Consider the following 25,669-nt stretch of genomic DNA (forward strand, 5'->3'; position numbering starts at 1 on the left):
CTGCGGGCAGGCCGGCGGCCGAGCGGTACGCGGCCAGGTCGGAGGCGGCGTTGGCGTCGTCGTAGGCGTCGACCAGCGCGATGGTGCGGCCCGCGCCGTTCGAGGCCGCAGCCGAGGTCAGGTTGTACGCCGACTGGAGCTGCGAGGGCCCGTACCCGACGCCGGAGGGGATGGCGTTCGGCGAGGTCGCCGACGGGGCGGCCTGGACCGCGTTCCGCTTCAGGGCGAAGCAGGACTGGTGGCCGACTACGATCACCGCCGGGCAGGCGTGGCTCGAACCCTGGTTCGCGGCCGTGACGGCCGGCTGCGAGGCGTGCGCGGACCCGGCCGCCTCGGCCGCGATCATCGCGGCGTTCTCCGAGGCGACGGCCGCCGAGGACGGCGCCGGCGACGCGGTGGCGCCGGTCGCGGTGCCGACGGCGAGAACGCCGCCCATGGCGACGGCGGTGGCGAGGCACGCGAAAGCGCGCAGGCGTGAGTTGGTTCTCACTGGGGTGGATCCCCTCTCGATGCGTGGGGGAGTACGTGAACCTGGGCGGCCGCAGAGCTCTGATCTACGCGGGTACTACCGTGGGTAGTGATGACCGAACGGTCGGTCGTGAGGCCTCGACTAGGGAAGCTAGCGCCGTGGAGTGGGGAGGTCAACGGCGATTCGGACATACGATCGAGAAGTCTTGTCCGGGATTTCACCGCTGCACCGGTTTCGTACGGAGCGGCCCGTATATCAGACCCCATACAAGCCGCTCCGACGGTGCCTCAGGAGACCACGTTGATGTAGCTCATCATCCCGTTGTCCTCGTGCGCGGCGATGTGGCAGTGGAACATCCAGCGGCCGGGGTAGTCGTTGAACGGGACGCGGATGACCACTTTGCCGGGCACGCCGTTCTCCGCGTGCGGGATCGGGACGGTGTCCTGCATGTGCGTGTACGGCTGCGTGACACCGTTGACCGACATCACCTGGAACGGGGTGACATGCAGGTGGAAGGGGTGGTCCTCGCCGGCCTCGTTGAGGATGGTCCACTCCTCGACGGTGCCGAGCTTGGCCGGGGTGGCGAACACCGACTGGCTCATGTCGAACTGCTTGCCGTTGATGTAGAACGACAGGCCGTCGGCGCTCTCCGACAGGTCGACGGTGCGCTGCTGGGCGATCGGGGCCGTGGCCAGGTCGGCCGGCGCGGTGCGGACGGCGCCGCTGAACTCCGGGAGCCGTGCGACGCCGGAGCCCTTCACGGCGACCTTGACCAGCTCGGTGTCAGGGTACTGATCACCCTGCGGGCCGTTGCTGTAGGCGGTGGTGCGCAGCCAGGTCTGACCGGCCTTGCCGTTCGCCGTCACCAGGACGTCGTACCGCTTGCCCGGAGGCAGCAGCAGGGTGTCGGCGGCGCGGCTCTGCGCGACCGGGACGCCGTCCTCGCCGACCACGGTGAAGTGGTAGCCGTCCAGCTGGAGCTGGTAGAAGATGTCGGCCCCGGCGTTGGCCAGGCGCCACAGCTCGGTCTGGTTCGGGCGCAGCGTGAAGGTCGGCCGCAGCTGGCCGTTGACCAGGCGGACGGTCGGGGCGTTGGAGTCGATCGAGGTGGTGGCGGTGTTCTGCACGATGTGGCCGCTCGCGTCGATCTGCGCGTCCTTGAAGACGAACGTGTGCGCCTCGACGCCGTGGTAGGCCGCGGGCAGCAGGGTGCGGTCGTCGCCGACGACCATCGCTCCGGACAGGCCCGCGAAGATCTGGTCCTCGACGTCGCCGGGCATGAAGGGCGCCGGGGTCGGGGTCCCGGCGGTGGTCGGCGTGCTGGTCGTGCTCGCCGCCTCCGCCATGCCGGGCATGTTCGCCATCCCGGCCATCGAGGTGTCGACGTCGTCCATCGCGGCGGGGCTGCCGGGTGCGGGGCAGGTCGTCCCCATCGCGTGGCTGTGGTACCAGTACGTGCCCTGAGGATGGTCGGCGGGGATCGCCAGGTGGTAGGTGAGCGTGGTACCCGGGGCGGCGCACAAGAAGGCGTCGTCGGAGTGGTCCTCGGGGGAGACGTGCATCCCGTGGAAGTGCAGGTTGGTGGCCACCTTCAGGTTGTTCACCAGGTGCACGGTCAGTTCCGCGCCGGGGTTGAACCGCAGCGTCGGCGCGACGAACCCGCCGTTGTACGACTCGCCCCACACCTTCTTGCCGGAGAGGCTGAAGTGGGTGTCGGAGGCGTCCAGCGTGATGGTCAGGTCGTGGTTCGCGCCGGCGTCGATGTCGGCGTTCGTTGGGTCCCTGAAGGGCGCGCCGACCGTCATCCCCTTCTCCTGCTGGGCGGTCGACGGCGGGCCGGAGGCGGCCCCGGGGGCGGCCAGCGCGACCGCGCCGCCGGTGGCGGTGAGCAGCGCGGCGACGAACATGAGTACGGCGGAGCGACTTGCTGAGGGAGTGCGCAGCACGGATTTCACCCATCAACTGGTGTATCGACAGGGGCAAGGCAGATCATCTGGCTGGCACAGCAGATCGCCGTGCAACTAGGCGACACAGTAGCTAGGGTAGCCAGTGGTGTGAAGGGGTATTCCCCCGCCGAACACCCTTATCAGGCCCCTACACGTTTCACAGTGCGCAAAACCGGCGCGCTCTGGATCTCCCGGATGCCTGGCAACGCGCCGATGCGGTCGGTGAGGAACTGGTAGAAGGCGGTTCCGGTGGTCGTGACGACGGACGCCAGCACGTCGGTGGGACCCGTCGTGGCGCCTGCGAAAGCCACCTCGGGGAATTGAGCCAGCGCGTTGCCGACCGTTGAGATCCGGGCCGGTTCTACGGACATCCATAGTAGAGCACTGAGTCCGAAGCCGAGCGCCCGGTTGTCGACGTCGAGGTCGAGGTACACCGTCCTGTCGGCCAGCAGCGCGGCCAGACGGCGCCGGACGCTGGACTCGTCCAGGCCGGTGGCGGCGGCGAGGCCGGTGAAGGGCGTGCGGCCGTCGCGGGCCAGTTCGGCGACGAGGGTGCGGTCGGCGGGGTCGAGGACGGCCGGTCCGGCGGGGCGGGGTTCGGGCTCTGATTCAGGTCCGGGCTCGGGTTTTGATTCGGGCTCTGATTCGGACTCTGATTCGGGTTCGAGTCGGTGGCCGGGTCCGGGCCTGCGCGGTGCGGCGGGCGTAAGTGCGGAGATCTGTTCGGCGCTCAGTGCGCTCGCCGCCGGCTGCCAGCCGTCCTCGTTGCCGGTGAAGGTGTGCACGACGCAGTAGGCGCTGATCGCGATGACCGGCTTGGTGGCCGGTAGCCGTTCGAGCAGCAACGCGTCCCGGTCGTCGTCGGGAGTCAGGATGCTGCACAGCACCTCGGTCCCGCCGGAGGCGATGCGCACCCAGGAGCGCTCGCCGGACTCATGCGCCTGCCGGACAGTCCGGGTGATCCGATCGTGCATCTGGGGCCCCGCTGGACCGTGTACGCGGCCCTGACTCGTGGCGTCCAGATCCAACACGGCGACACGGTCCATCGGCTCGATGGCCGGGCAGATCGCGCGGCTGCTCGGCACGGGCCGCGTCGTCGGCAGCGCCGGGTCGCAAGCGAAGGCCGACCTGCTGAGGGACGGTCTGGGCTACGACGCGGTGCTCCGTGGCGCCGGGACGATCGTCGAGCAGCTGCGGCAGGCCGCACCGGACAGCGTCGGCGGCGAGCAGCTCGCGGCCTCGATCGCGGTGGCGAATCAGGGTGCTCGGGTGCTCGTGATCGGCGCGCTGTCCGGCCAGTTGGAGGCGACCGGTGCGGGTCGAACCGCACCGGTCGAGCTGGACTCCTTCCAGCTGCTGCTGAAGAAGGTCACATTGCGCGGCTACAGTGCCGACGACGACCCCGAGGCGCTGCCGGAGTGGAACCATGCGTTCGCCGACTGGCTGTCGGCCGGAGAGATCGCCTTCCCGCACGAGCGGATCAAGGGTGTCGCCAACGCGCCGCAGGCGATCGTCGACACGATCGGCGGACGGTACCTCGGGACGGTCGTCGTCGAGGTCTGATTCGGCAGACTGGATTTCCTGCGCTAGACGATCAGTGCCAGGCCGAGTCCGAGCGCCGCCGCGGCCGTTCCTGCGAGCAGGCTGACGGCGACGTTCGTGCCGGCCTCGGCGATCGAGCCGTCTTCGACCAGGCGCATGGTCTCGTAGGAGAACGTCGAGAACGTCGTGTAGGCGCCGCAGAATCCGGTGCCGAGCATCGCGAGCACGCCCTTCGGCAGGCCGTGGTGCGCGGCCAGGCCGGCCAGCAGGCCGAGCAGGAACGCACCGGTGAGGTTGATGGTCATGGTGCCGAGCGGGAGTCGGGAGGTGCGGCGGCCGGCGATGGTCCGGTCCAGGAGGAAGCGGGCCGGGGCGCCGATCGCGGAGGCCGCCGAGACGGCGAGCAGTGTGAGCATCAGGACTGCTCCGTCGACAGGGCCACAACCAACGCGGCCGCGGCCGCGGGCTCCAGCTGCGCGAGGTGTCTGCGGCGCTTGCCCCGCCACGCGCCGATGCCACGGCCCAGGCTCAGCCCCAGGCTGGTCGCCGCGATCCCGGCGGCCAGGCTCAGGAACACGTTCGCCGCCGCGGTACCGTAGGCCCCGGCCGCCAGCAGGTGGTCGGTGTCGACCATCCACGTGGAGAACGTGGTGTAGGCGCCGAGGAAGCCGACGCAGAAGAAGGGGCGGACGTAGGCGTTCGGCGGCCAGATGTCGAGGATGAACACCATCAGCAGCGCCAGCACGAACGATCCGGTGACGTTGATCGCGAAGGTGGTCGCGGGGAAGGTGTGCGGCGCGGTCGGGAAGGCCAGGCCGAGGCCGTAGCGCGCGGGGCCGCCGAGGGCACCGCCGGCGGCGATGGCGGCCAGGACGCGGCGCGGGGTGCGAGGTCGGGACGCTTGGGGTTGGGCTTGGGCTTGGGACGCCGATTCGGCCGGGTCGGATTCGACCAGGTCCGGATCGGTGGGGAGATCGTCGGCCGGTGTGAGGTCGGCGTCGCGGTTCACGTCACAAGCTCCTACTCGTCGCAGGATGACGGCAGCACGCGTCATCGCGTTTGGAGTAGGGACCGTTGGCCAGGCGCTGGCGGTTGTACGGCGGGCCCCACCGCCGGTGATACCGCGCCATCGTAGCGGGACGATCCGGCATCCGCTAAACGCCGGCCGCGCTACCGATATGCTTGCTCGCGCAAGTAGTCTGTGGCGCAACCTCACGGAGGCCGAGTCTGATGGCAGCGAGCAACAAACGGCAGCACACCGCCCCGGCGCAGCCGCCTGCCGCCGAGCTCGCAGCCATGGTCTCCGGACTGCTGGAAGAGACCGAGCTGTGGCAGGCCTTTCTCGGCACGCACCGTCGACTGGTCGACCGCCTCGCCGACCAGATGCAGACCGACCACGGCTTGCCCCTGGAGTGGTTCGACGTGCTCATCCACCTCGCCGACGAACCCGGCGCGCGCCTGCGGCAGCGTGAGCTGCGCGACCGGATGCTGCTCAGCGAGAGCGGCGTGAGCCGGATGCTGGCCCGGATGGCGGCCTCGGGCCTGGTGGAGCGGCGGCCCGCCGACGACGACCGGCGCGGCGTCGAGATCGCGCTCACCGACGCCGGCGCACAGGCGCTCGCCGCAGCCCTGGAGTCGCACCGCGCGCTGGTTGCGACGTCGTTCACCGACCGGCTCACCGCCACCGACCGCCTTGCGTTGGAACACATTCTGGCCAAGCTCACCGACCCCGCCGAGGGCTCATGACCAGGCCGGCGGTGGTGAACGCCAGCCCGCCGGCCCAGGCGAGCGGGCCCTGGAGCCCCGGCCACAGCGACATGTAGTGCGGTACGAGCACGAAGACGATGAAGCTGACGTCGGTGACGAACGCAATGCCGAGGACCAGCCAGAACGCCGGCTGCCACGCACGGACGACGGCCAGCACCGAGAAAACCGCAATCAGGCCGGCGGCGAAGTAGAGCGTCCACGCGTCCTGATACAGCCGGGCCTGGACCATCGAGTGGTGTTGGGCCCGGCCGAGGCGCGCGACGGCGTTGCCGGCCTGGACGTGGAGAACCGCCCAGAGCAGGTAGAAGGCGTACCCGATGACGGTGGATATTCGGGTGGCCGTTCGCGTGGATATCCGAGCAGGCATGATCTGCCGCCTCCCTGGTAGTGGGTCAGCGAATGCCGAACGGGCCCAGGATGTCGCCGTCGATGCGTAGCGATTCGAGCATCGTGTAGGCGTTGTCGATCGTGTAGACGTCGGCTGCGCCGAGGACGCCTGTGTACTTGGCGACTACCGGTGCGGCGGCTGCTTCGGCCACCGCGGACAGGTAGGTTTTGAAGATCGCCCAGGCGTTGCCGGTCGGGCCGTACTTGGCGAAGAACGCGGTCGGGTCGAGTGATGCGATCGCCGCTTGGGTGCTGGATTTCAGGTCACTGACATAAGCCAGCTGCGTCGCGGCGTCCGCTCGGTTCCCGAGCCGTCCCAGGTGCCCGCCGACGAGGGTCTGCCAGGGGTAGTCCAGCGCAGTCTGGTGCGCGGCGATCCAGCCGGGGACGTCCTGGGAGAAGGCGAGGTTGCCGAAGGGGACCCAGCCCGGGAACAGGACGTCGACGACCATCAGCGTGTCGTGTGCGGGGACGTGGATGAAGATGTTGCCCGGCGCGTGGTTCGGCCCGTGGTACTCCAGCAGCAGGTGCTCGCCGCCGATCTCGACCTCGTGGCGGCGGGTGAACGTCAGCGTCGGCGCCGGCCGCCGTGGGTCGGCGTCACGGGCCAGCGCGCGGGCGGTGTCGGTGTGCGCGATGCGGACCGTGTCCGGGCCGCCGAGCAACGCCGCGGCGCCTATGTGGTCGGCGTGCGAGTGCGAGTAGACGACGTGCGTGACCTTGGCGGTCCGGCCGTTGGCGCGGGTGACGTCGTCGATCGCGCGCAGCAGGTTGTGCCCGATCGTCGGCGGCGCGTCCACGACGACCACACCGCGCGCCGTCGACAGGAACATCGCCTGGTAGTAGCCATCCGTGACCCAGTGCAGGTCCCCGGATATCCGGCCGACGTAGTAGCCGTCGGCATTCAGCGTGGGTCCGAACGCCTCGGCGGGCACCGGCGCGAAGTCCGGCAGACCGGTGGGCACGGCGTCCGCGTGCCCGGCGTCCGCGTGCGCGGTGCCGGGGGCGACGGCGCCGAGCAGCCCGGCCGCGGTCGGGACGGTCAGGGCGGCGGCGGTGTTCATCAGGAACCTGCGACGGTCGGTTGCTTGCGTCGGCAATGAGTTCATGGCGGTTTGGTCGCTTCCATCGAGGGCTGTCATGGGCTGGCCGCATCAATGTAGCTCTAGATGCTTGCGCAAGCAAGCTTCCACTGCGACTGCCATCCCGACTACCGCCCCGACTACCGTCCCGCCGCCCCCGGCCGGGTGACCTCGATCAGATCCAGCCCGAGCCGCTCCATCTGCGCCAGCACCCCGTACAGCGCCGAAAGGTCCAGCAGCCCGGTGAGCACCGTCTGCGCGCCCGGGTCCTGGCACTCGGCGACCAGCGCGGGGAACGCGGACAGGACGGTCTCGCCGAGGTGGCCGCCGACGCGGATCGAGTACAGGGCCGGTTCTGCGTTCATGCCTGCACGGTCCCTCCGGGTCCGGTGACTTGCCATCACCTGGACCCGGTGAACCGTGCCTACCGAGCTACAGCGCCTAGCGCGTCGGCCCGGTCCCCAGCAGGTGCAGCTCCCGCGCGCGCTGCACGGCCGAGGAGCGGTCGGTGGCCTGGAGCTTGGCGTAGATCCGGCGCACGTGCGTCGACACCGTGTTCACTGACACCGACAGCTCGCTGGCGATCTCCGGCCGGGACAGGTTCGTCGGCAGGTACCGCAACACCCGCAGCTCGGTCGCGCTCAGCTCCGGAACAGGCCCCGAGCCCAGGCCCGCCGTCGCCGCCGTGGCCGGAACCGCTCCGTGGATCACGTCCAGCACCTCGGTGAGCCACGGGCCGTACGCCGAACGCTGCCGCGGCACGGACTCCAGCAGGGCACCTGCGTCGGCCATCACGAACGGCAGGATCAACCGCTCGGGCTCGGACGCCGCCAGCGCACGCTCGACGGACTCCCAGGCCCGAACCTGCGCCCCGCCGGCACCGACCGCACTGACTGCCCCGACTGCCCCGACCGCGCCGGCCGCCCCGAACGCACCAAGCGCACTGTGCGCGAGCCCCGCCAGCACATGCGCCTCGACCACCGTCGAGACATGCGTGGTGTGAACCGTCCCGTCGACGACCGCCGACGTCGCCGCCAGCGCGGCAACCGGATCGCCGGAAACGAGCGCGATCACGGCCCGCGCGTTCGACACCTGCGCGGAACCGGCCAACGCGTCGTCGAGCGTGGCCAGCAGCGCCCGGGCCTCGGCGACCGCGCCGAGGCGGGCCCGGGTCGCGGCCAGCCAGCCGACGACGAAGCCGCCCAGGACGTGCGGGTGCGACATCCCCGCCTGCATCTCGTACCCGGCCGTGAACTCCGCCTCGGCCTCGGCCATCCGGCCGCGCGCCAGATGCAGCAACCCCCAGCTGAACCTGTGCAGCACCCCGATGTCGGGCCCGGCGTCGGTGCGCAGCGCCTCGTCGGCCTGGGTCAGCGTCACCTCGCAGCGGTCGAACTCGCCGTTGAACACCTGCGTGCACGCCTGCGCGACCAGCGCCGGGGCCAGGATCGGCGCGGTCTCCCAGCCGTGCTGCGCGGCCAGCGCCAGCGCCTGCTCGCTGATCCGGCGCGCGTCGGTGAAGCTGTGCAGCTTGGTGGCGAACCCGAGCTGCGCCAGCCCGGCCACCTCCAGGTACGGACGCCCGATGAACCGCGCCAGTTCCACGGCCTCGGCCAGGTGCTTGGCCCCGTCGGGCAGCCCGAGGGACCAGGCCTCGACCATGCCCAGGTTCATCAACGCCACGACCCGCAGATCCGCGCCGAGCGCGATGTCCTCGGCGGAGGTGGCGACGGTACCGGCACCAGAACCGGAACCGCTCGGCGGCGCGGTGAGCAACGCGGCATGCCGCATCACCTCGGCCAGGTCGCCGCGCCGCCGCGCCAGCTCCAGACTCAGTGCACTGACCGTCGCGTCGGCGCGCGCCGGCCGCTCCGGCGGCGAGTCGGTGATGCACGTCGTGGTGACCGCCAGATGCGCGGCGGCCTCGTCGAGCCGGCCGCGCCACAAGTCGAGCATCGCGCGCACGGCGCTCAGCTCCGGCAGGTCGGCCGTGGTGGGGGAGGGGAACGCGTCCAGCAGCGACTGCATGGTCTCCTGCTGGCCGTCCAGCATCAGACCGAAGGAGTGGTTGCCGAACAGCTTCGCCGCCGCGGCCCAGTCGCCGGCCGCCTGCGTGTGCCGGACGGCCTCGACGACCATCCCGGCGTCGGTGAACCACGCCGCGGCCCGCCGGTGCAGCCCGCGCACCTCGTCGGGATGGACGCGGCGCAGCTCCAGTTGCAGCAGCTCGGCGAACAGGTGGTGGTAGCGGAACCAGGTTCGCTCGGCGTCCAGCGAGACCACGAACGCGTTCGCGTCCTCCAGCCCCAGCAGGATCCGCTCCGAGCCGGGCCGACCGGTGAGCGCGTCGGCCAGGTCGCCGCTCACCCGGGTCAGGATCGAGGTGCGCAGCAGCATGTCCTGGACGTCCTGCGGCTGCCGGTCCAGCATCTCGGCGACCAGGTACTCGGCCACAGTCCGGTCGCTGCCGCCGAACTCGGTGACGAACCGCTCCGGATCCGGGTGCCCGTGCAGCGACAGCACGGCCAGCCGGAGCCCGGCGGCCCAGCCCTCGGTGCGCTCGTGCAGCCGGGCCGTCGCGCCGTCGGACAGGACGATGCCCGAGGCCTTGAGCAGCGCGCGTGTCTCGTCCTCGGTGAAGCGCAGGTCGGCGGCGCGCAGCTCGGCCAGCTGGCCGTCCAGCCGCAGCCGGTGCAGCCGCAGCGGCAGGTCCCGCCGTGCGGCCAGGATCACGTGCGCGTTGTCCGACAGCTGCGTGAGCATCCGGGTCAGCTGGGTCTGCGCCTCGGGGGACGTCAGCTCATGGACATCGTCGATCAGCAGGCTGACACGGCCGGGACACGCGGCCAGCTCGCCGAGGATGCGGTCGACGATCGCCTCGCTGCTGAAGTCCGGCGAGGCCACTGCCGGCAATTCCTCCGAGCGGTCGCCGTCCTGGGCCAGGCCCCGGACGGCGTCCAGGACGGCGAGCCAGAACAGCTGGCCGTCGGGCTCGTGCTGGACCTGCACGATCGCCAGCCGGTGCTCCTGATGCCCCTGCTCCTGCCGGTCGGCCCAGGACCGCAACAGGGACGACTTCCCGCTGCCAGCCGGCGCCGTAATGATCGTTACTTTACAGCTCGCGGCCTGCTCCAGCGCGGTCAGCAGCCGCTGCCGGGCGACGAGGTGCGGATGCCCCTGCCCGGCCGGCATGTCACGGTGGGAGGAGTGCAGGGGAGTTGCTGGGATGACCGACACTCTCCACTCGACCATTACGCGCAACACCTGTCAACGCGGCATCGCGATCACAGCAGATCGCCGCGGATCACCTGATCCGGATGACGCGCGATCACCTGACCGGTGGTCATCCTGACCGTCAGGACGAGGAATCGGCAGACGCCGCACACGGCGTCGCGAGAGACAAGGTGATGGAGATGACCGAGCGTGTCGCGTTGGTCGTCGGCGCCGGCGGGCCCCTGGGCCGGTCGGTCGTGGACAAGCTGGTCGCGGCGGGGTACCGCGTGGCCGGGGCGGACCGGAACAAGGACGGCCTGGAGGCGCTGCCGCCGCAGGTGCTGCGCGTCCCGGGCGACGCCACCGACCCGGAAGAGGCGCGGCGGGTCGTGGAGACCGTGGTCTCCGAGCTGGGGACGCCGGCAGTGCTGGTGAACACGATCGGTGCCTACGGCCTGGGCGACGCGCTGGCCGCGACGCCGGACCAGCTGCGGCTGATGATGGACGTGAACCTGGGCCCGGCGTTGTGGCTGACCCAGGCGGTGGTGCCGCACATGCGGGACGCCGGCGGCGGGTCGATCGCGTTCGTGTCCTCGCGCTGGGGCGCCGAGGCCGAGGCGGGGGTGGCGGCGTACAGCCTGAGCAAGGCGGCACTGAACCACCTGGTCGTGGTGCTGAACCACGAGCTGCGGGAGTCCGGGATCCGGGTGAACGCGGTCGCGCCGCAGCTGATCGACACGCCGCTGAACCGGTCGTTCCTGCCGGCGGAGGTGATCGAGCACGCGACGGCGCCGGAGGCGATCGCCGACCAGCTGGTGCACCTGGTCACCGACGCGGGTGGCCCGGTGTCCGGGGTGATCCTGCCTGCGTACGGGTTCTGATACAGCGCTGCTGCGGCCGGTCCCGGACCTCCATGAGGTCCCGGACCGGCCGCTTTTGTTGTCAGCCGACTGTTGTTCGCCGCCGGACTACGGATGCACCTGCGACCCGGCTCCGAGGTCCAGCCGGATCGACTCCAGCAGCACGAAGGCATGGCTCTGCGTGTAGACGTCCGCCGCGGCCAGCACGCCGGTGTACTTCTTGATGACCGGGTCGGAGGCGTACTTGGTCTGCGCCTCCTGGTAGGTCTTCACCGCGGCCCACGAGTTGTCGCCGTACTTGGCGAAGAACGGAGTGGGGTCGACCGCCGTCAGCGCCGCCTTCACCCCGGCGATGAGGTCGTTGACGTACTGCTGGTAGAGCATCATGTCGTCGCGGGTGCCCAGGCGTCCCATGTGCCCGCCGACGTAGTGCTGCCACGGAAACGCCAGCGCCTTGCCCGGGGCCGCTATCGAGCCGGGCACGTCCTCGTTCAGGTTGAAGCTGTCGAACGGCACCCAGCCCGGCAGGTTGATGTCGACCAGCATCAGCGTGTCGTGGTCGGGGAAGTGGATGTAGATGTTGTCGGGGGTGTGGTTGGTGCCCAGGTGCGCCAGCTCGACGCGCTCCCCGCCGATGTGCAGGGTGCGGCGTCCGGTGAAGGTCTCGTCCGGCGCGGGGCGCGTCGGGTCGTTGTCGCGGAGCAGCAGCGTCCGGGTCTCAGCGTGTCCGATGCGGGTCACGTCCCGTCCGAACAACGACGAGGCGCCGAGGTGGTCGGCGTGGTGGTGCGAGTAGACGATGTGCGTGACCTTGTTCGAGGTGCCGTTGGCCGCCGCGACCTCGTCGATGGCGCGCTGCAGGTTGTGGCCGATGGTCGGCGGCGCGTCGAACAGGACCACGCCGTCCTTCGTGGTCAGGAACGCGGCCATGTAGGTGCTGTCGGTGACCCAGTACAGGTTCCGCTTGATGCGGCCGACGTAGTAGCCCTGCGCGTTGACCGCCGGGCCCAGTGCGGACGGCGGGATCGGGGCGTAGTCGGGGAGGTCGGAGCCGGAGCCGGAGCCGTTGGCGGTGGCGGTGGCGGCGGACGCCGGGCCGGCGAGTACGCCGCCTGCCACGCCGGCCAGCGCCGGGACCGCGGCGACGGTCGCCGAGCGGGTCAGGAACGAACGGCGGTTGGTGCGGGAGTCGAGCACTGACATGGTGCGCACTGCCTTTCGATCGGAGAGGTCAATCAGAGTACGGAATCAGAGGTCTGATACCGGGGCGGAAAGCACGGGGAAGCGCGCCAGCATCGCCTCCAGCTCGGTCGCGGACACGTTCGCGCCGAACGCCTCGCTGCCGGGCTGGAGCCGTACGCCCTCGGCCAGCGGCCCGGCGACGACCGGGTCGAATCCGAAGGCGTCGACGACGTGGGCGACGGCGTCCCGGTCCCGCGGGTCGTCGGCGGCGATGGCGATGGCCTTGCGGCCGGGCGCGCCGGTGGGACGGCCTCCCTCGTCCAGGTCGTGGTAGCCCATGTGATTGAAGGCTTTGACGACGTGCGCGTAACGGAAGTACGTCTGCACGAGCTGGCTGGAGGTGGTGAGCGGGTCGGTGAGGTCGGGGCGGATGCCGTCGATCTCCCACCAGTAGTTCATGGCGTCGATGACCAGCTTGTTCTGGAGGAGTTCGGCGGGGATGTCGCGGAACTTCCCCAGCGGCAGGGCCAGGATGACGATGTCAGCCTCCACTGCGGCGGTCGCCGCGGTGACCGCGACGGCGCCGGGGGTGAGGATTTCGACAGTCAGGGCGATCTTGGCGGGGTCACCGGAGCCGGCGACGAGCACGCGGTAGCCCGCCGCCACTGCCAGCCGCGCGAGCACGGTTCCGACCTTGCCGGCGCCGAGGATGCCGATGGTGTGGGCTGCTTGTGCCAGCGAGACATCTTCGACCTCTGACTTGCTTGCGAGCTTGGTCTCCTCCACGGATCAGCCCGCCAGCAGGTCGCGGACCATCGGCACGACCCGCGTGCCGAACAGCTCCACGGTGCGCAGCCGTGCGCTGATCGGCTGCGCGCCGTTGGTGTAGATGAGGTCGAACCGGCCGACTCCCAGCGCCTTGACGGCGTCGGCCATCTTCCGCGCGACGGTCTCCGGCGAGCCGACGTACAGCGAGCCGTGCTCGACTTCGGCCTCGTACTCGTGCTTGCGGATCGGCGGCCAGCCGCGCAGCGCGCCGATGCGGTCGCGGATCACCTTGTAGTGCGGCCAGTGCAGCTCCCGCGCCTGCTCGTCGGTGTCGGCGATGAAGCCCGGCGAGTGCATGCCGACCGGGTGCGCGGTGGTCTCGAACTGTTCGGCCGCGCGCTTGTAAAGGTCGACGTAGGGCGCGAAGCGCGCAGGCGAGCCGCCGATGATCGCGATCATCAGGGGGAGTCCGTACTGCGCGGTGCGGACCACCGACTGCGGCGTGCCGCCGACGCCGACCCACGTGGTCAGGTGCCCGGATTCGGTCTTGGGGTAGACGTCGGCGCTGTCCAGCGCGGGGCGCTTGGTGCCGGTCCAGGTGACCGGCTTCTCCTCCAGGAGCTTGGCGAACAGGTCGAGCTTCTCCTCGAACAGCACGTCGTAGTCCCGCAGGTCGTAGCCGAACAGCGGGAACGACTCGGTGAAGGATCCGCGCCCGAGGATGATCTCCGCGCGGCCCTCGGACAGCGCGTCGAGCGTCGCGAAGCGCTGGAACACCCGGACCGGGTCGTCGGAGCTGAGGACGGTCACGCCGGAGGACAGGCGGATCCGTTCGGTGCGGGTCGCGATCCCGGCCAGCACGGTCTCCGGGCTGGAGATGGCGAACTCCGGGCGGTGGTGCTCGCCGAGGGCCACGACGTCGACGCCGATCTGGTCGGCCAGCACCGCCTCCTCGACGACCTGGCGGATGGCCCGGGCGTCGGAGACGAGCGCGCCGGAGTCGTCTTCGGGGACGTCGCCGAAGGTGTCGAGGCCGAAGACAAGATCAGACATGGGGGACTCCTGGTCGAGATGTGGTTCTGGTGCGGTTCTTTGAGCGGTGCCGTGCGGCTTGCCTGCCCACAGCTTCGGTGTGGACCAGGTGAGTCCCCATCACCCGAAGGCGGTGATATCTGCGGGCGGCGCTTGAATCACCGGGTTCTGGTGACGGCCGGTCACCGGCTTCGGCGTGAGGCTGCTGACCATGAACACAATCGCAGTTGGAGATGCAGATACAGCCGCACTTGCCACGCCGGCAGAGGTCTTCAGGCGCAGCCTGGATGCCTTCCTCGCCAAGGACATGAGGGCCTGGGCGGACCTGTGCGCCGAGGACGTGCTGGTCGAGTTCCCCTTCTCGCCGGAGGGGCTGCCGTCGAGGCTGGAGGGTCGCGAGGCGATCTTCGAGTACCTGCGGTACTACCCGGACATCATCGACATCCACGAGATCGGCGCTGTGACGGTCTACGCGACCGACAAGCCGGACACGGTCGTCGCCGAGTGGAGCGTCAAGGGCCATGTGATTCCGAACGACAACGCGTACGACATGGCCTACGCGACCTTCGTGACGGTGCGCGACGGGCAGATCGTGAACTACCGGGAGTACTGGAACCCGCTGGCTTTCGGGCAGGCACTTGAGGGCGTGTCGTTCGGATGAGCAGCGAGTACGACGGACAACGCCGTGTCGCGGTGGTGACCGGCGGATCCGGTGCGATCGGGGGTGCGATCGCGGCCCGGTTGGCCGAGGACCACACGGTGGTCAACCTCGACCGCGCCGGCAGCGACTTCAACGTCGATCTCGGCGACGCGGACCAGGTGCGTCAGACCGCTGCGGCCGTGCTGGAGGCACACGGTCGGGTCGACGTCCTCGTCCACGCCGCGGCGATGGTCGCCTTCGGACCGATCGAGGACTACGACCTCGACGTCTGGCGGCGGGTCCAGGCGGTGAACGTGGAGTCGGCGCTGCTCCTCAGCCAGGCGTTCACGCGGGGGATGCGCGAACGCCGCTTCGGCCGGCTCATCTTCGTCGTGTCGAACACCTTCTGGCGCCCGGCCGGCGGCCACCAGATCGCCTACGTGGCGTCCAAGGGCGCGCTGATCGGGCTGGCGCGCACCCTGGCGGTCGGCCTCGGCGCCGACGGCATCGCGGCGATGACCGTGGCACCGGGACTGACCAGGACGCCGGCCACCTCGGTGGTGCCCGCCGAGGAGTTCGACGACGTCGCCACCCACCAGGCGCTCGCCCGGCCGCTCACGCCGCAGGACACGGCCGCGGTGGTCGCGATGCTGGTGCGGGACGACGCGGCGGCGCTGACCGGGCAGACGCTGGTGGCCGATGGGGGGCTGGTGCTGATGTGAGGCGGATGTGAGGCGTCGGGGCCTCGATGTCGTGGGCCGGGTCGCGCCGAGCTTGGCTGAGCTGCGCCGAGCGGTTTCTCCGTTACGGCAGGTACCAGATCTGCTGCAGGTTCCCCGTGACGCACGGCGCGACCGTCAGCTGCGCCCCGAGCCCGTTGTCCGTCAGGCAGTCGCTCGTCATCACGTTGTGGATGTAGTACGCCCCGGGCACCGTCGACCCGGCCAGCCACCACAGCTGGTTCGTCCCGGTCAGGCTGTGCCACAGGCTGACGGTCCCGGCGGACACGTTGAGGTCCATCACCGAGCTCTTGGTGAGGTCGCTCTCGAACAGCAGCCCGCTCTGCCCGTTGACCGACGTGTTCACCACCGTCCAGTGCTGGTCCGTGATGTCCGGCAGGGTGTGCCACGCGACCATCGTCGATCCGTCCGCCGTGTTCCCCTGCACCACTCCGACCGAGCGCTGGCTGAGGTCGGTCATCATCCCCGCCTGGTGCGAGTACGTGGGACTCGGGGCCGCGCTCGGTCGGCTCGGGGACGGGGCGCTGGGCGCCGGCGGGTGTGCGGACGACGGCGACGAGCTGGGGTGGGAGGACGGGCCGCGGGCCGACATCACCGGGGAGGGCGTTGAGGAATGCGACGATGGCGGCGGCTGCGTCGATCCCGGGCCGGAGCTCTGGCTGCTCGACGACGTGGCACTGCTCGGCGACGACGAGGACGACGGGGACGACGAAGACGACGACGAAGCCGCCGACTTCGACGGCGAGGAACTCGACGAAGCACCCGACGAGGAGTCGGCGAACGCCAGCGACGTCGTCGGCGTCGGGCCGTCCATCGGCTGCGTCGCCGCGCCGGCCAGCGTCTGGTGAGTGGGGGTGGTGCCCGGCACCAGGATCAGGCCGATCCCGACGGCCATCAGGCTGACGCCGCTGACGGTCGCGTGGCGCTGGGTCAGGAACTTCACGTCTCCCCCTCGTTCGGTCGCACCCGCGCTGCGCCCAGCCACCCGGACGCCGGTGCGACACTACGTTCGCCGTTCGGCCGATCTCCGGTCAAGCCGGTGCCTCAGCATCCTTCGTCGCCGACGGAGCAGCGGCGAACGACAGGTTTCGGCAGGGAAATTTCGCGTGAAATCTGGCCGCCGATCGTCGTCGTGAGCGGAATGTGGGCGCAAGATGATCTGTGGTTCCTGCACGAGTCCAACGTTGTAAAGCTCAACGCCCGTTGTCGTGAATCGGTTGGATAGTCCTGAATTCGGTTAACGTATGCGGCAATAACAGGCTTCACATGTTGTCAGGGGAGTGGCTGTGCCTGACTCGGGCGTCGAGCTCAATGATCCGGAGGTGCGGGCTCTTGCCGAGGCGACCATCCGCGCTCTGCACCACCAGCACCGGACGCCGTTGCTGCAGTACGTACGGCAGCTGATCCCCTATGATCCGCATCGTGCTGAGGACGTCGTGCAGGAGACCTTCCTGCGGGCCTGGTTCCTGGTCCGGACCGGCGCCGATCGGCCCGGCTCGCTGCGGCCCTGGCTGTTCACCGTGGCGCGGAACCTGGTCATCGACATGAGCCGGCGCGACCGGGCCCGGCCGGTGGAGGTCAGCGACGAGGCGAGCGTGGCGAACGTGCCGGACCTGCGCGACCTGGCCGACTCGGTGTCCCAGACCCGGCTCGTCGTCGACGCGCTGGCCGAACTGCACCCCTCCCAGCGCGAAGTGCTCGTCCACGTGCACTGCCTCGGCCGGACCCGGACGGAGACGGCGCGCGTGCTCGGCATACCGGCGGGCACCGTGAAGTCCAGGAACCACCACGCCGTTCGGGCCCTGCGACGCGTGCTCACCGACTGCGGCGCGGCGCAGTGCGCATGATCGGTTTCCCACAGACGGATCGGCAGATGGATCTCTACACGCATCAGTACATTGCCACCGGGTCGCACACCGAGCCCTGGAACATCGCAGGGTACGTGTTCGTCGCGGCCGGCGCGGGCCTGCTCGTGTACGTGGGCGGCTCCCACGTCGCGCGCCGTTATCGCACCTGGCGGGAGAACGTCCCGGAGAAGGGCCTGACGCCGGCGGAGTTCGCCGCCGCCCTCGCCGATCCGGACGGCGCGCGCCTGCTGCGTGTCGCCGCGCCGCTGGAGCCCTACGTCGTCGAACTCGGCGCCGAGAACGTCGTCGCCCGCCTGGCCGGCATCGACGCCCCGGCGCCGGTCGCGCCGTGGACGGTCGAGGACGACAACCGGGTACGCTCGGCGGTCCGGTCGCGCCTGCGCGACGCCGAGCAGGCCGACGGCCATCCGTTCATCGCCGTCGGCACGCTGGGTTCGGCCCTGGTGTTCGTCGACCCGGCACAGAGCCCGGGCTCGATCTCCATCGACGGGGATCAGAACGCTGCGACAGCGCTCGCAGAGCTCCTGCAGCGGCAGAGCGACGAGGCGGGGCACGACGTCCGCTTCGTGTTCGGACCGGCTGAGGGAGCCCAGTGGCGCTGGACCCTCGCTTCGGACGGCGAACTGGACACCGACGTGCTCGGGGTCCGGGTGCAGACGGCCCACCTGGCGACGGCTCTGAAGACCAGCACCGACACCAGCAATGACACCAGCACCAAGCCCGACGAGCCAGCCAAAGCAGCGCTGGCCAATACAGCGCCAGCCAAAGCAGAGCCAAGCAAAGCAGAGCCGATCAAAACAGAGCCCGAAGAACCCCCCGCCGCCCCGAAATCACCCGCCGACCTCCTGGACCGCCTCGGCACGCTGGGCACCCCGCCCCGCCGCGGCGCCGCCCCGGAACAGACGACGTCCGCGAAGGCTCTGCTCGTGGCGCGTGCCGATCCGCACGCCGACCTCGACGCGGTCAGCGCCGCCGATTCCGTCCGCGCGCAGTCAGCAGACCTGGAGTAAACCCGTCGATGCGCATAGCCCTCACCGTCCACGGCTCCCGTGACGGTTCCGACACGACGACCGACGTCGTCCTCGAGACCTCCCCGGCCTCCGAACTGGCGGAGGCGGCGGCCCGGCTCGCGGTGCTGTCGCGGTCCGACGCAGTCGCCGACCACGTCGACGAGTACGTCCCCACCCTCATCGAGATCGACGGTGTCAAGGCCGACCGCCGCGGCCTGCTCGGCCAGACCGGTCTGCGCGACGGGTCTCGCGTCGTCCTCGACGGCGCGGTCGCCGACGTGGCGCGGGAGGACTACGGCCTGACCCCGCAGCAGGCGCTGCTGGAGATCCGCGCCGTCGGCGGCGCCGGCGCCGGCCGGACCTGGCGCCTCGGCCTGGGCAGCCACTTCGCCGGTTCGGGCCCGGACTGCACCGTGCGCTGGGCGGGATTCCCCGCCGCGCACACCGCCCGGCTCACGGTCCGCCCCGACGGCTCGGTCCTCGTCGCAGAGTTCGACGACGCCGACACCGATGCCAGGTCCGGCGTCGGCGCCCTGGAACCCACCGCGCGTCCGATCCGCGTGGTCACGCCGCCCGCCACCGAACCGGACATCGCGAAGCTCACCGACAAGAAGGCACGGCGTCGCGCGGCGAAAGAAGCGGCGAAGATAGCGGCCAAGGAAGCGCGCCTCGAACCACCGACGCCGAAGCCGAAGCCCGAGGACACCGAGCCCGGACAGTTCACCGTCCGCGTCAACGAGGACTTCGAACTCGCCGGCACCGTCCTGCGGGTGTCGCCCCCTGCCCTGGCCGACGCCGACGTCCGCCGCTCCGAGCGCGGCCTGGGCCTGGACTACAACCGCCCGCCGCGGATCATGCCGCCGCTGGCGGTCAGCCGGTTCCGGATGCCGTCCCTGCCGAACGCCCAGAGCAGGCGCCCCTTCACCGTGATCACCATGCTGGCCCCGATGGTCATGGGCTTCTCCATGGTGTTCCTCTTCCACTCCTACTACTACCTCGCCTTCACCCTGTTCAGTCCGATCTTCGCGATCACGAACCTGATGAGCGACCGCCGCACCGGCCGCAAGTCCCACCGGGTTGCCATGATCGAGTTCCGCCGGACCAAGGCGCTGCGCGAAGCCGAGATCACCGTGGCCGTCGAGGCCGAGCGGATCCTGCGCAACCAGGCCGCGCCCGATCCGGCGACGCTCGGCCTGATCGCCGTCGGGCCCGGAACCCGGCTGTGGGAGCGGCGCCGGGCCGACGGCGACCACCTGACCGTCCGGGTCGGCACGGCCGACGTGCCGGCGCTGGTCGTGGTCGACGAGCCCGGCACCAGCCACCTCCAGCCGGGCCCGGACTGGCGGGTGCCGGCCGCGCCGGTGTCGCTGGACCTGGCCGGGGTCGGCGTCACGGGACTGGCTGGACCGCTGACCGCGATCCGGGACCTGGCCCGCTGGATGGTGATCCAGGCCGGGGTTCTGCAAAGCCCTCGCGACGTGCAGATCCACCTGCTTACCGACGTCGAGACCGAACCCGATTGGGACTGGCTGCGTTGGCTGCCGCACGCGCGCTTCCCCGAACACCACGGGTCCCTGGTCCGCGTCGGCAACGACCCCGAGACTGTGGCCAACCGGGTCGCCGAGCTCGGCTCCGTGGTCAACGCCCGGGTGCAGGCCCGCGGCTCGGCCATCACCTCGGTCATGTTCGCCGAGCCGGACGTGGTCGTGATCGTGGACGGCGCGCGCCGGCTGCGCGAGGTGCCCGGCATGGTGCAGATCCTCAAGGACGGTCCCGCGGTCCGGGTCTTCTTCGTGTGCTTGGACCAGCGCGAAGGCCTGCTGCCCGAGGAGTGCGCCGCCGTCGTGGCGCTGGAGGACAGTGCCCGGCCCGGCGGGTACTACGCGACCGTGCGTCAGCGCGGTTCGGTGCCGGTGCCGGACGTGCGAGCCGACGCGGTCGGGGCCACGTGGTGCGACACCGTCGCCCGGGCCGTCGCGCCGATCCGGGACGTCACCTCCGAGGACCGCGGCATGCTGCCGGACTCGGTGGCGCTGCTGGATCTGCTCGGGCTGGAGCCGCCGGACGCGGACCGGATCGTCGCCGGTTGGGAGCGCCGGCCGGCCTCGACCGCGTTCATCCTCGGCGCGGGTTACGACGGCCCGGCGGTGTTCGACCTGGTCACCGACGGTCCGCACGCGCTGATCGGCGGCACCACCGGCTCCGGCAAGTCCGAGCTGCTGCAGGCCATGGTGGCCGCGCTGGCCACCGCGAACCGCCCGGACGAGCTGGTCTTCGTGCTCGTCGACTACAAGGGCGGCAGCGCCTTCCGGGACTGCGTCCGGCTGCCCCACACCCTCGGCATGGTCACCGACCTCGACGACCACCTCGTCGACAGGGCCCTGACCTCGCTCGGTGCGGAGCTGCGCCGCCGCGAGCAGGTCCTGGCCGCGGCCGGGGCCAAGGACCATCCGGAGTACCAGGCGATGCGGGCCCGGGATCCGGAGCTGGCGGCGCTGCCGCGGCTGGTCATCGTGGTCGACGAGTTCGCCACCCTGGCCCGCGAGGTCCCGGACTTCGTCCACGGCGTGGTCAGCATCTCCCAGCGCGGCCGGTCGCTCGGCCTGCACCTGGTGCTCGCCACGCAGCGGCCGGCCGGTGCGGTCACCGCGGACATCCGGGCCAACACGAACCTGCGGATCTCCCTGCGCATGACCGACGGTACGGAGAGCCGCGACGTCATCGACACCACCGACGCCGCAGGCATCTCGGCCGCGACGCCGGGACGCGCGCTGGCCCGGCTCGGGCACCAGATGGTCGTGCCGTTCCAGACCGGCTACGCCGGCGCCGCGCGGCTGGTCGACTTCGACCTGGACAACGCGGACGACGCGCCGCCGCCGCTTTCGGCGGCAGCCGCGATGCCCTGGCAGCGGCTGGGCCGGCGGCTTCCGCCGACCGCGCTGGCCGCCGGCGCCGGTTCGGTGGGGAAGGTCGCCGACGTCGGCCCGACCGACTTGTCAGAGCTCGTCGACGCGATCGGTCGGGCGGCCGAGCTGGCCGGCTGCGAGCCCGGCCCGAGCCCGTGGCTGGCGCCGCTGCCGAGCAGGCTGCTGCTGGACGACCTGCCGCAGATCCGTCCGCTCGGCGCCGCACGCCACGGCACCCGCCTGATCCCCGTCTCCTACGCGCTGGACGACCTGCCGGCCCGGCAGGCGCAGGCGCCGCTGGTGTTCAATCCGGACCGTGACGGACACCTCTACTTCGTCGGCTCGGCGCGGTCCGGCCGGACCCAGGCGCTGCGGACGCTGGCCGGCGCGCTGGCGCGGACGGTGTCGACGGCCGACGTGCACATGTACGGGATCGATGCCGGCGGCGGCGCGCTGACCGTGCTGGAATCGCTTCCGCACTGCGGGGCCGTGGTGCAGCGGGCCGACCGGGAGCGGATCGAGCGGCTGCTGGCCCGGCTGGTGGCGGAGCTGACGCGCCGCCAGGACCTGCTGACCGTGCACAACGCGGCGAACCTGGCCGAGCTGCGCGAGACGCTGCCGCCCGGGGAGGTCCGCCCGGCGCACATCGTGGTGTTCGTGGACAGCTGGGAGGCGCTGAACACGGCGATCGGCGAGTTCGACAACGGCCGCCTGGTCGAGATGTTCTCCCAGCTGATCCGGGAGGGCGCGGCGGCCGGGCTGCACATGATCGTCTCCGGTGACCGCGCGCTGCTGAACGGCAAACTCGCCGCGCTCAACGAGGACAAGTTCCTGCTGCGGATGAACGACCGCTCGGACTACATGCTGATCGGCATGAGCCACGCCGACCTGCCCACGGTGGTGCCGCCGGGCCGGGGCTGGCGCTCCGACGAGTGCACCGAGTCGCAGATCGCGCTGTTGGCCCCGGACCCGTCCGGGGCGGCGCAGGCCGAGGCGCTGCGGCGGATCGGCGAGACGGCCCGCGAGCGGGACAAGGACGTGTCCCAGGCGGCGCGGCCGTATCCGATCGCCTCGCTGCCCTCCTCGCTGACCTTCGCCGAGGCCTGGGAGCGGATGCCGGCCGAGCCGCCGCGGCCGCTGTGGGCGCTGCTCGGGCTGAGCGGGGACGACATCGCCCCGCGCGGCGTGGACCTGGCGGCGCGCGGCGCCGTCGTGCTCGGCCCGGCCGGCACCGGACGCAGCACCGTGCTGGCCACCATGGCGGTGTCGCTGCTGGCCAGTGGGACCGGGCTGGTGGTGATCACGCCTCGGGATTCGCCACTGCGCCGGCTGGACGGCCAGGCCCGGGTCAAGGTGATCAGCGCCCCGCAGCTCTCGGGCCCGGAGATCACCGAGGCGCTGGCTGAGGTCGGCACGCCGGCGGCGATCCTGATCGACGACACCGACCTGCTCCTGCACACCCCCGCCGACAACACCCTGCGGGACCTGATCGCCACCGGTCGGGATCAGGGCATCGGGATGGTGGCGGCGGGGTCGCCGGAGACGTTCGTGCAGGCGGTCATCGGCTGGGTGGCCGAGCTGCGGCGCTCGCGCACCGGCGTGCTGCTGGCGCCGCAGAGCCTGGCCGAGGGCGACTGCATCGGGGTGCGGCTGCCGCAGGATCTGGTGCGGCGGCCGGCGCGGTTCGGTCGGGGGCTGACTGGGGACGCGGCGACGGGGAACGTGCTGTCGCTGCTGATTCCGCATACGGAGTTGAAGTGACGGAGTTGAAGTTCCGAAGTTGACATGCCGATGGTGAACTGCCGACGGTGAAGTGGCGGCGTTGAAGTGCCGATGGTGAAGGAGGGGACGGATATGAATGGTCTTGCTTTGACCCGCAAGCAGGCGGGTATCGCCGGCGCTGCGGCGATCGTGGTGGGAGTCGGGCTGATCCTGGTTCCCGGCGGGGGACCGTCGTCGCAGCACGTGGTGGCGGCGGACGCGGCGGCGCGGGTGGCCTCGAGTTCGGCGGCGGGTTCGGCGAGTCCTTCGGGCTCTGCTTCGTCGGCGACGCCGGGGCTGTCGGCGACGTCCGTGCCGTCGTCGAGCGCTGCGTCTTCATCGGCAGCGCATCCCGCGCCGCCACCCGCCGCGACCACGACCGTGACGCAGGCGGCGCCGAACTCCGGCGGCGGGCAGCCCCCGCAGGCGTCGTCGGACCCGGCGTCGGCACCGCGGACCTCGGCGAAGCCGTCCCCGGCACCATCGCCGCACGCACCCGCGCCGACGACGGCGAAGCCCCCGCCCCCGACGTCCAACCTGCCCGCCGGCTGCCCGACCGGCTCGGGTTCGAGCGGCAACGCCTTCGCCCCCATCGCAGGCATCGAACACACCTCGTGCTGGGGCCTCACCACCGAGTCGACCGCCGACGACCCCTCCCGCGGCGGCAACCAGGACCTGGGCAACCTGGCCAACGGCGCCTGGGCGGAGTACCCGAAGGTCAACTTCGGCACCGGCGGCAGCCAGTTCTTCGGCCGCGTCGCCTCCGGCGCGGTGGCTGGCATCAGCGGCCTGGTGAAGGTCCACCTGGACAATCTGAGCAGCGCCCCGGTCTCGGTCTTCGAGATCGCGAACACCGGCGGCTGGCAGAGCTGGCGCACGATCCAGATGAACATGAACCCCACGACCGGCGTGCACGACGTCTACCTGACCTTCGACAGCGGGCAGCCGCAGCCGTTCGTCAGCCTGCACTGGTTCGACTTCGGGAACTGACCGGCGGGCCGGGCGGGTGCGGTTGGTTTGTGGGTTTTAAGGGCTTTTTACGGCTTCGCGCATGGTTGGATGGCCTCGCTGGGGGACGCAGTTTGGTTCAGCCCCGCACGTTGCGCTGGCGGCCGCCGGTTGTCGTGGGCACGACCGCGCGCCGGCTCGGGTGGTGGCGGGTGTGGTGTTGGCGGGCGGTGGTGTTCGTGTTCAAGGGCGCCTTCGGCGGCGCCTGCGCGGCGAGCGGCCTCGGCTCTGAGGGATCCCAACACCCCGCGTCGGCGGCGGTCCGTGTTGTGGTCGCCTTCGTCCCGGTTCCCTCATCGCTGTCGTCGCCGTGAACGGAATCAGCTCGGCCAGGCGGTGCCAAGTCGGATCGCCGTTGCTGTGGTGGGGCTGCGTGCGACTTGGCACCGCCTGTCCGATCTGATTGGCAGGGCCCGCCGACAGCGACGAGGGAACCGGGACACCTCCGGGTGTGTGCGTGGCAGCGCCCCGGGTGCCATACGCCGGCCGGGCCTGTACTGCGGTCCGGTGCACCGTCCACCCACAGGTGGGGTTGTCCCGGGTTCCCCGTCGCGTCGGCGGGCGCAGCCAAGCTGATCGGGCCGGTGGTGTCAAGTCGCACGTCACCCGGCCACAGCGGCGGTGGTCCGACTTGATACCACCGGACCGGTCTGCTTCCGTCAGGCGACGACGGGACGGGGAACCCGGGACGAAGGCGACCACAAGCAGCGTCCGGCAGCAGGCTACGCAGCCCCCACTCCCCGGAGCGAGGCCGCTCGCCGCGCAGGCGCCGCCGGAGGCCCTGTCTTTGACTTTCAGGCACCCACCACACGCGGCAGACACCCGCCCGCACGACCTGTGCGCAGTGACACAGACCTGCGCGCGGTCGTGTCCACGACAACCGGCCAGCCGCCAGCGCTAGCCGCATGGCACCACCGAACTGCGTCCCCCAGCGAGGTCATCAAACCATGTGCGAAGCCGTAAAAAGCTCTTAAAATCCACAAAACAACCGCACCCGCCACACCCACCCGACACCAGCACCCACGCCACGCAGAAAGCAGGAGCGCCCAAAGACCACCGCGCGCCCGGCCAGCTGATCGCCTCAGCCGACCGGCGCGCGCTTCCGTCCCGCCCTACTCCTGCTGCTGTTCCTGCTTCTACTTCTGCCTCTGCTACTGCTTCTGCCCCGCAGCGATGACCGCCTTCTGTGTCCCGGAGTCGAAGTCCGACAGGCCCCCCTTGATCTTCTCGAACTGCTGCGCGAAGTTCCCGATGTTGTTCATCGCGTTCTGCAGCGTGACGGTGAAGTGCGCGTAGGCGTCGTGCAGCGCGGGGCTGGACTGCTCCATGTAGAGGCCGCCGCCGGAGCTCAGCATGGCGGTCACCGTGTTCTGGAGGTTGGCCAGGTGGGTGACCAGGTCGGTGTTGGCGTTCTGCAGCTGGGTGCTGACCGTTGCGACCTTGTTGTAGTCGAATACTGCGTCGGACATCTCACGGCTCCTGTGTTCG

Annotated in this window: 23 protein-coding genes and 1 pseudogene; 10 read left to right on the top strand and 14 right to left on the bottom strand. The window is 70.8% G+C overall.

Translation table 11 applies throughout. The annotated features are described in order from the left end of the window. The 3 genes and pseudogenes from GWK61_RS22870 to GWK61_RS22880 form a co-directional block, all read right to left on the bottom strand. Window positions 1-490 (bottom strand): annotated as a pseudogene (locus GWK61_RS22870) (hypothetical protein); the annotation flags it as partial. Between the two features lie 266 nt (window positions 491-756). After that, a complete protein-coding gene (locus tag GWK61_RS22875; RefSeq protein ID WP_323747704.1) occupies window positions 757-2,415 on the bottom strand; it encodes a multicopper oxidase family protein in 1,659 nt (552 codons plus the stop codon). A 140-nt stretch (window positions 2,416-2,555) separates the two neighbouring features. Further along, on the bottom strand, window positions 2,556-3,461 hold the full coding sequence (locus GWK61_RS22880) for an Lrp/AsnC family transcriptional regulator (RefSeq protein WP_228562783.1): 906 nt from the start codon (window positions 3,459-3,461) through the stop codon (window positions 2,556-2,558). A 7-nt stretch (window positions 3,462-3,468) separates the two neighbouring features. Between GWK61_RS22880 and GWK61_RS22885 the strand changes: the two genes are divergently transcribed. Then, window positions 3,469-3,978, top strand: a complete 510-nt coding sequence (locus GWK61_RS22885; protein ID WP_228562784.1) for a zinc-binding dehydrogenase — start codon at window positions 3,469-3,471, stop codon at window positions 3,976-3,978. 23 nt (window positions 3,979-4,001) lie between these two features. Here the strand turns inward: GWK61_RS22885 and crcB are convergent, their stop codons facing one another. Continuing rightward, complete coding sequence (gene crcB / locus GWK61_RS22890) at window positions 4,002-4,373, bottom strand: fluoride efflux transporter CrcB (protein ID WP_194911193.1); 372 nt, start codon at window positions 4,371-4,373, stop codon at window positions 4,002-4,004. Continuing rightward, window positions 4,373-4,966 carry a fluoride efflux transporter FluC gene (locus GWK61_RS22895; RefSeq protein ID WP_323747705.1) on the bottom strand — a complete coding sequence of 198 codons (594 nt, stop codon included), beginning with the start codon at window positions 4,964-4,966 and terminating at the stop codon, window positions 4,373-4,375. Before GWK61_RS22895 ends, crcB begins: the two co-directional genes overlap by 1 nt. A gap of 221 nt (window positions 4,967-5,187) precedes the next feature. Between GWK61_RS22895 and GWK61_RS22900 the strand changes: the two genes are divergently transcribed. After that, on the top strand, window positions 5,188-5,703 hold the full coding sequence (locus tag GWK61_RS22900) for a MarR family winged helix-turn-helix transcriptional regulator (protein WP_194911196.1): 516 nt from the start codon (window positions 5,188-5,190) through the stop codon (window positions 5,701-5,703). Here GWK61_RS22900 and GWK61_RS22905 read toward each other — a convergent pair. The 4 genes from GWK61_RS22905 to GWK61_RS22920 all read right to left on the bottom strand — a co-directional run bounded on the left by GWK61_RS22905 (window position 5,678) and on the right by GWK61_RS22920 (window position 10,445). Continuing rightward, window positions 5,678-6,091, bottom strand: coding sequence for a hypothetical protein (locus GWK61_RS22905; protein ID WP_194911198.1), 414 nt, complete (start codon window positions 6,089-6,091; stop codon window positions 5,678-5,680). The genes GWK61_RS22900 and GWK61_RS22905 overlap by 26 nt on opposite strands. Window positions 6,092-6,116: 25 nt before the next feature. Then, window positions 6,117-7,220, bottom strand: coding sequence for an MBL fold metallo-hydrolase (locus GWK61_RS22910; RefSeq protein WP_194911200.1), 1,104 nt, complete (start codon window positions 7,218-7,220; stop codon window positions 6,117-6,119). A gap of 113 nt (window positions 7,221-7,333) precedes the next feature. Then, entirely contained in the window at window positions 7,334-7,558 is a 225-nt protein-coding gene (locus tag GWK61_RS22915; protein ID WP_194911201.1) for a DUF8691 family protein, read from the bottom strand. Between the two features lie 76 nt (window positions 7,559-7,634). Then, the gene (locus tag GWK61_RS22920) at window positions 7,635-10,445 is read right to left on the bottom strand and encodes a helix-turn-helix transcriptional regulator (RefSeq protein ID WP_228562785.1); all 2,811 of its coding nucleotides are present in this window, start codon (window positions 10,443-10,445) and stop codon (window positions 7,635-7,637) included. A gap of 161 nt (window positions 10,446-10,606) precedes the next feature. Between GWK61_RS22920 and GWK61_RS22925 the strand changes: the two genes are divergently transcribed. Continuing rightward, window positions 10,607-11,287, top strand: a complete 681-nt coding sequence (locus tag GWK61_RS22925) for an SDR family NAD(P)-dependent oxidoreductase (RefSeq protein WP_194911202.1) — start codon at window positions 10,607-10,609, stop codon at window positions 11,285-11,287. Between the two features lie 87 nt (window positions 11,288-11,374). Here GWK61_RS22925 and GWK61_RS22930 read toward each other — a convergent pair whose 3' ends face one another. The 3 genes from GWK61_RS22930 to GWK61_RS22940 are packed head-to-tail and all read right to left on the bottom strand — an operon-like array spanning window position 11,375 to window position 14,269. Continuing rightward, the gene (locus tag GWK61_RS22930) at window positions 11,375-12,469 is read right to left on the bottom strand and encodes an MBL fold metallo-hydrolase (protein ID WP_194911203.1); all 1,095 of its coding nucleotides are present in this window, start codon (window positions 12,467-12,469) and stop codon (window positions 11,375-11,377) included. A 45-nt stretch (window positions 12,470-12,514) separates the two neighbouring features. Then, window positions 12,515-13,186 carry an NADPH-dependent F420 reductase gene (locus GWK61_RS22935; RefSeq protein WP_194911226.1) on the bottom strand — a complete coding sequence of 224 codons (672 nt, stop codon included), beginning with the start codon at window positions 13,184-13,186 and terminating at the stop codon, window positions 12,515-12,517. 51 nt (window positions 13,187-13,237) lie between these two features. Continuing rightward, window positions 13,238-14,269: an LLM class flavin-dependent oxidoreductase gene (locus GWK61_RS22940; RefSeq protein ID WP_194911204.1), complete on the bottom strand. Its 1,032-nt coding sequence runs from the start codon at window positions 14,267-14,269 to the stop codon at window positions 13,238-13,240. Between the two features lie 190 nt (window positions 14,270-14,459). On the opposite strand from GWK61_RS22940, the gene GWK61_RS22945 reads away from it, so the two are divergent. Both GWK61_RS22945 and GWK61_RS22950 read left to right on the top strand, forming a co-directional pair. After that, the gene (locus tag GWK61_RS22945) at window positions 14,460-14,909 is read left to right on the top strand and encodes a nuclear transport factor 2 family protein (protein ID WP_194911205.1); all 450 of its coding nucleotides are present in this window, start codon (window positions 14,460-14,462) and stop codon (window positions 14,907-14,909) included. Further along, window positions 14,906-15,610, top strand: coding sequence for an SDR family NAD(P)-dependent oxidoreductase (locus GWK61_RS22950; protein ID WP_194911206.1), 705 nt, complete (start codon window positions 14,906-14,908; stop codon window positions 15,608-15,610). The genes GWK61_RS22945 and GWK61_RS22950 overlap by 4 nt, the downstream gene beginning before the upstream one ends. An 82-nt stretch (window positions 15,611-15,692) precedes the next feature. Here GWK61_RS22950 and GWK61_RS22955 read toward each other — a convergent pair whose 3' ends face one another. Then, window positions 15,693-16,088 (bottom strand): ricin-type beta-trefoil lectin domain protein, encoded by a 396-nt coding sequence (locus GWK61_RS22955; protein WP_194911207.1) that lies wholly within the window; start codon window positions 16,086-16,088, stop codon window positions 15,693-15,695. Between the two features lie 22 nt (window positions 16,089-16,110). Between GWK61_RS22955 and GWK61_RS22960 the strand changes: the two genes are divergently transcribed. From GWK61_RS22960 to GWK61_RS22980, 5 genes are all read left to right on the top strand, one after another. Continuing rightward, window positions 16,111-16,476 carry a hypothetical protein gene (locus tag GWK61_RS22960; protein ID WP_194911208.1) on the top strand — a complete coding sequence of 122 codons (366 nt, stop codon included), beginning with the start codon at window positions 16,111-16,113 and terminating at the stop codon, window positions 16,474-16,476. Window positions 16,477-16,914: 438 nt separating this feature from the next. Next, window positions 16,915-17,475, top strand: coding sequence for a sigma-70 family RNA polymerase sigma factor (locus tag GWK61_RS22965; RefSeq protein WP_323747707.1), 561 nt, complete (start codon window positions 16,915-16,917; stop codon window positions 17,473-17,475). 26 nt (window positions 17,476-17,501) lie between these two features. Then, window positions 17,502-18,506 carry a hypothetical protein gene (locus tag GWK61_RS22970; protein ID WP_194911210.1) on the top strand — a complete coding sequence of 335 codons (1,005 nt, stop codon included), beginning with the start codon at window positions 17,502-17,504 and terminating at the stop codon, window positions 18,504-18,506. 8 nt (window positions 18,507-18,514) lie between these two features. Then, window positions 18,515-23,173: an FtsK/SpoIIIE domain-containing protein gene (locus tag GWK61_RS22975; RefSeq protein WP_194911212.1), complete on the top strand. Its 4,659-nt coding sequence runs from the start codon at window positions 18,515-18,517 to the stop codon at window positions 23,171-23,173. A 93-nt stretch (window positions 23,174-23,266) separates the two neighbouring features. Next, the gene (locus GWK61_RS22980; RefSeq protein ID WP_228562786.1) at window positions 23,267-24,163 is read left to right on the top strand and encodes a carbohydrate-binding protein; all 897 of its coding nucleotides are present in this window, start codon (window positions 23,267-23,269) and stop codon (window positions 24,161-24,163) included. Window positions 24,164-25,332: 1,169 nt separating this feature from the next. Here the strand turns inward: GWK61_RS22980 and GWK61_RS22985 are convergent. After that, a complete protein-coding gene (locus GWK61_RS22985) occupies window positions 25,333-25,650 on the bottom strand; it encodes a hypothetical protein (protein WP_194911216.1) in 318 nt (105 codons plus the stop codon). Window positions 25,651-25,669 lie beyond the last annotated feature (19 nt).

It is taken from the genome of Catenulispora rubra (assembly GCF_015356825.1).
In the GTDB taxonomy this organism is placed as follows: Bacteria; Actinomycetota; Actinomycetes; order Streptomycetales; family Catenulisporaceae; genus Catenulispora; species Catenulispora rubra.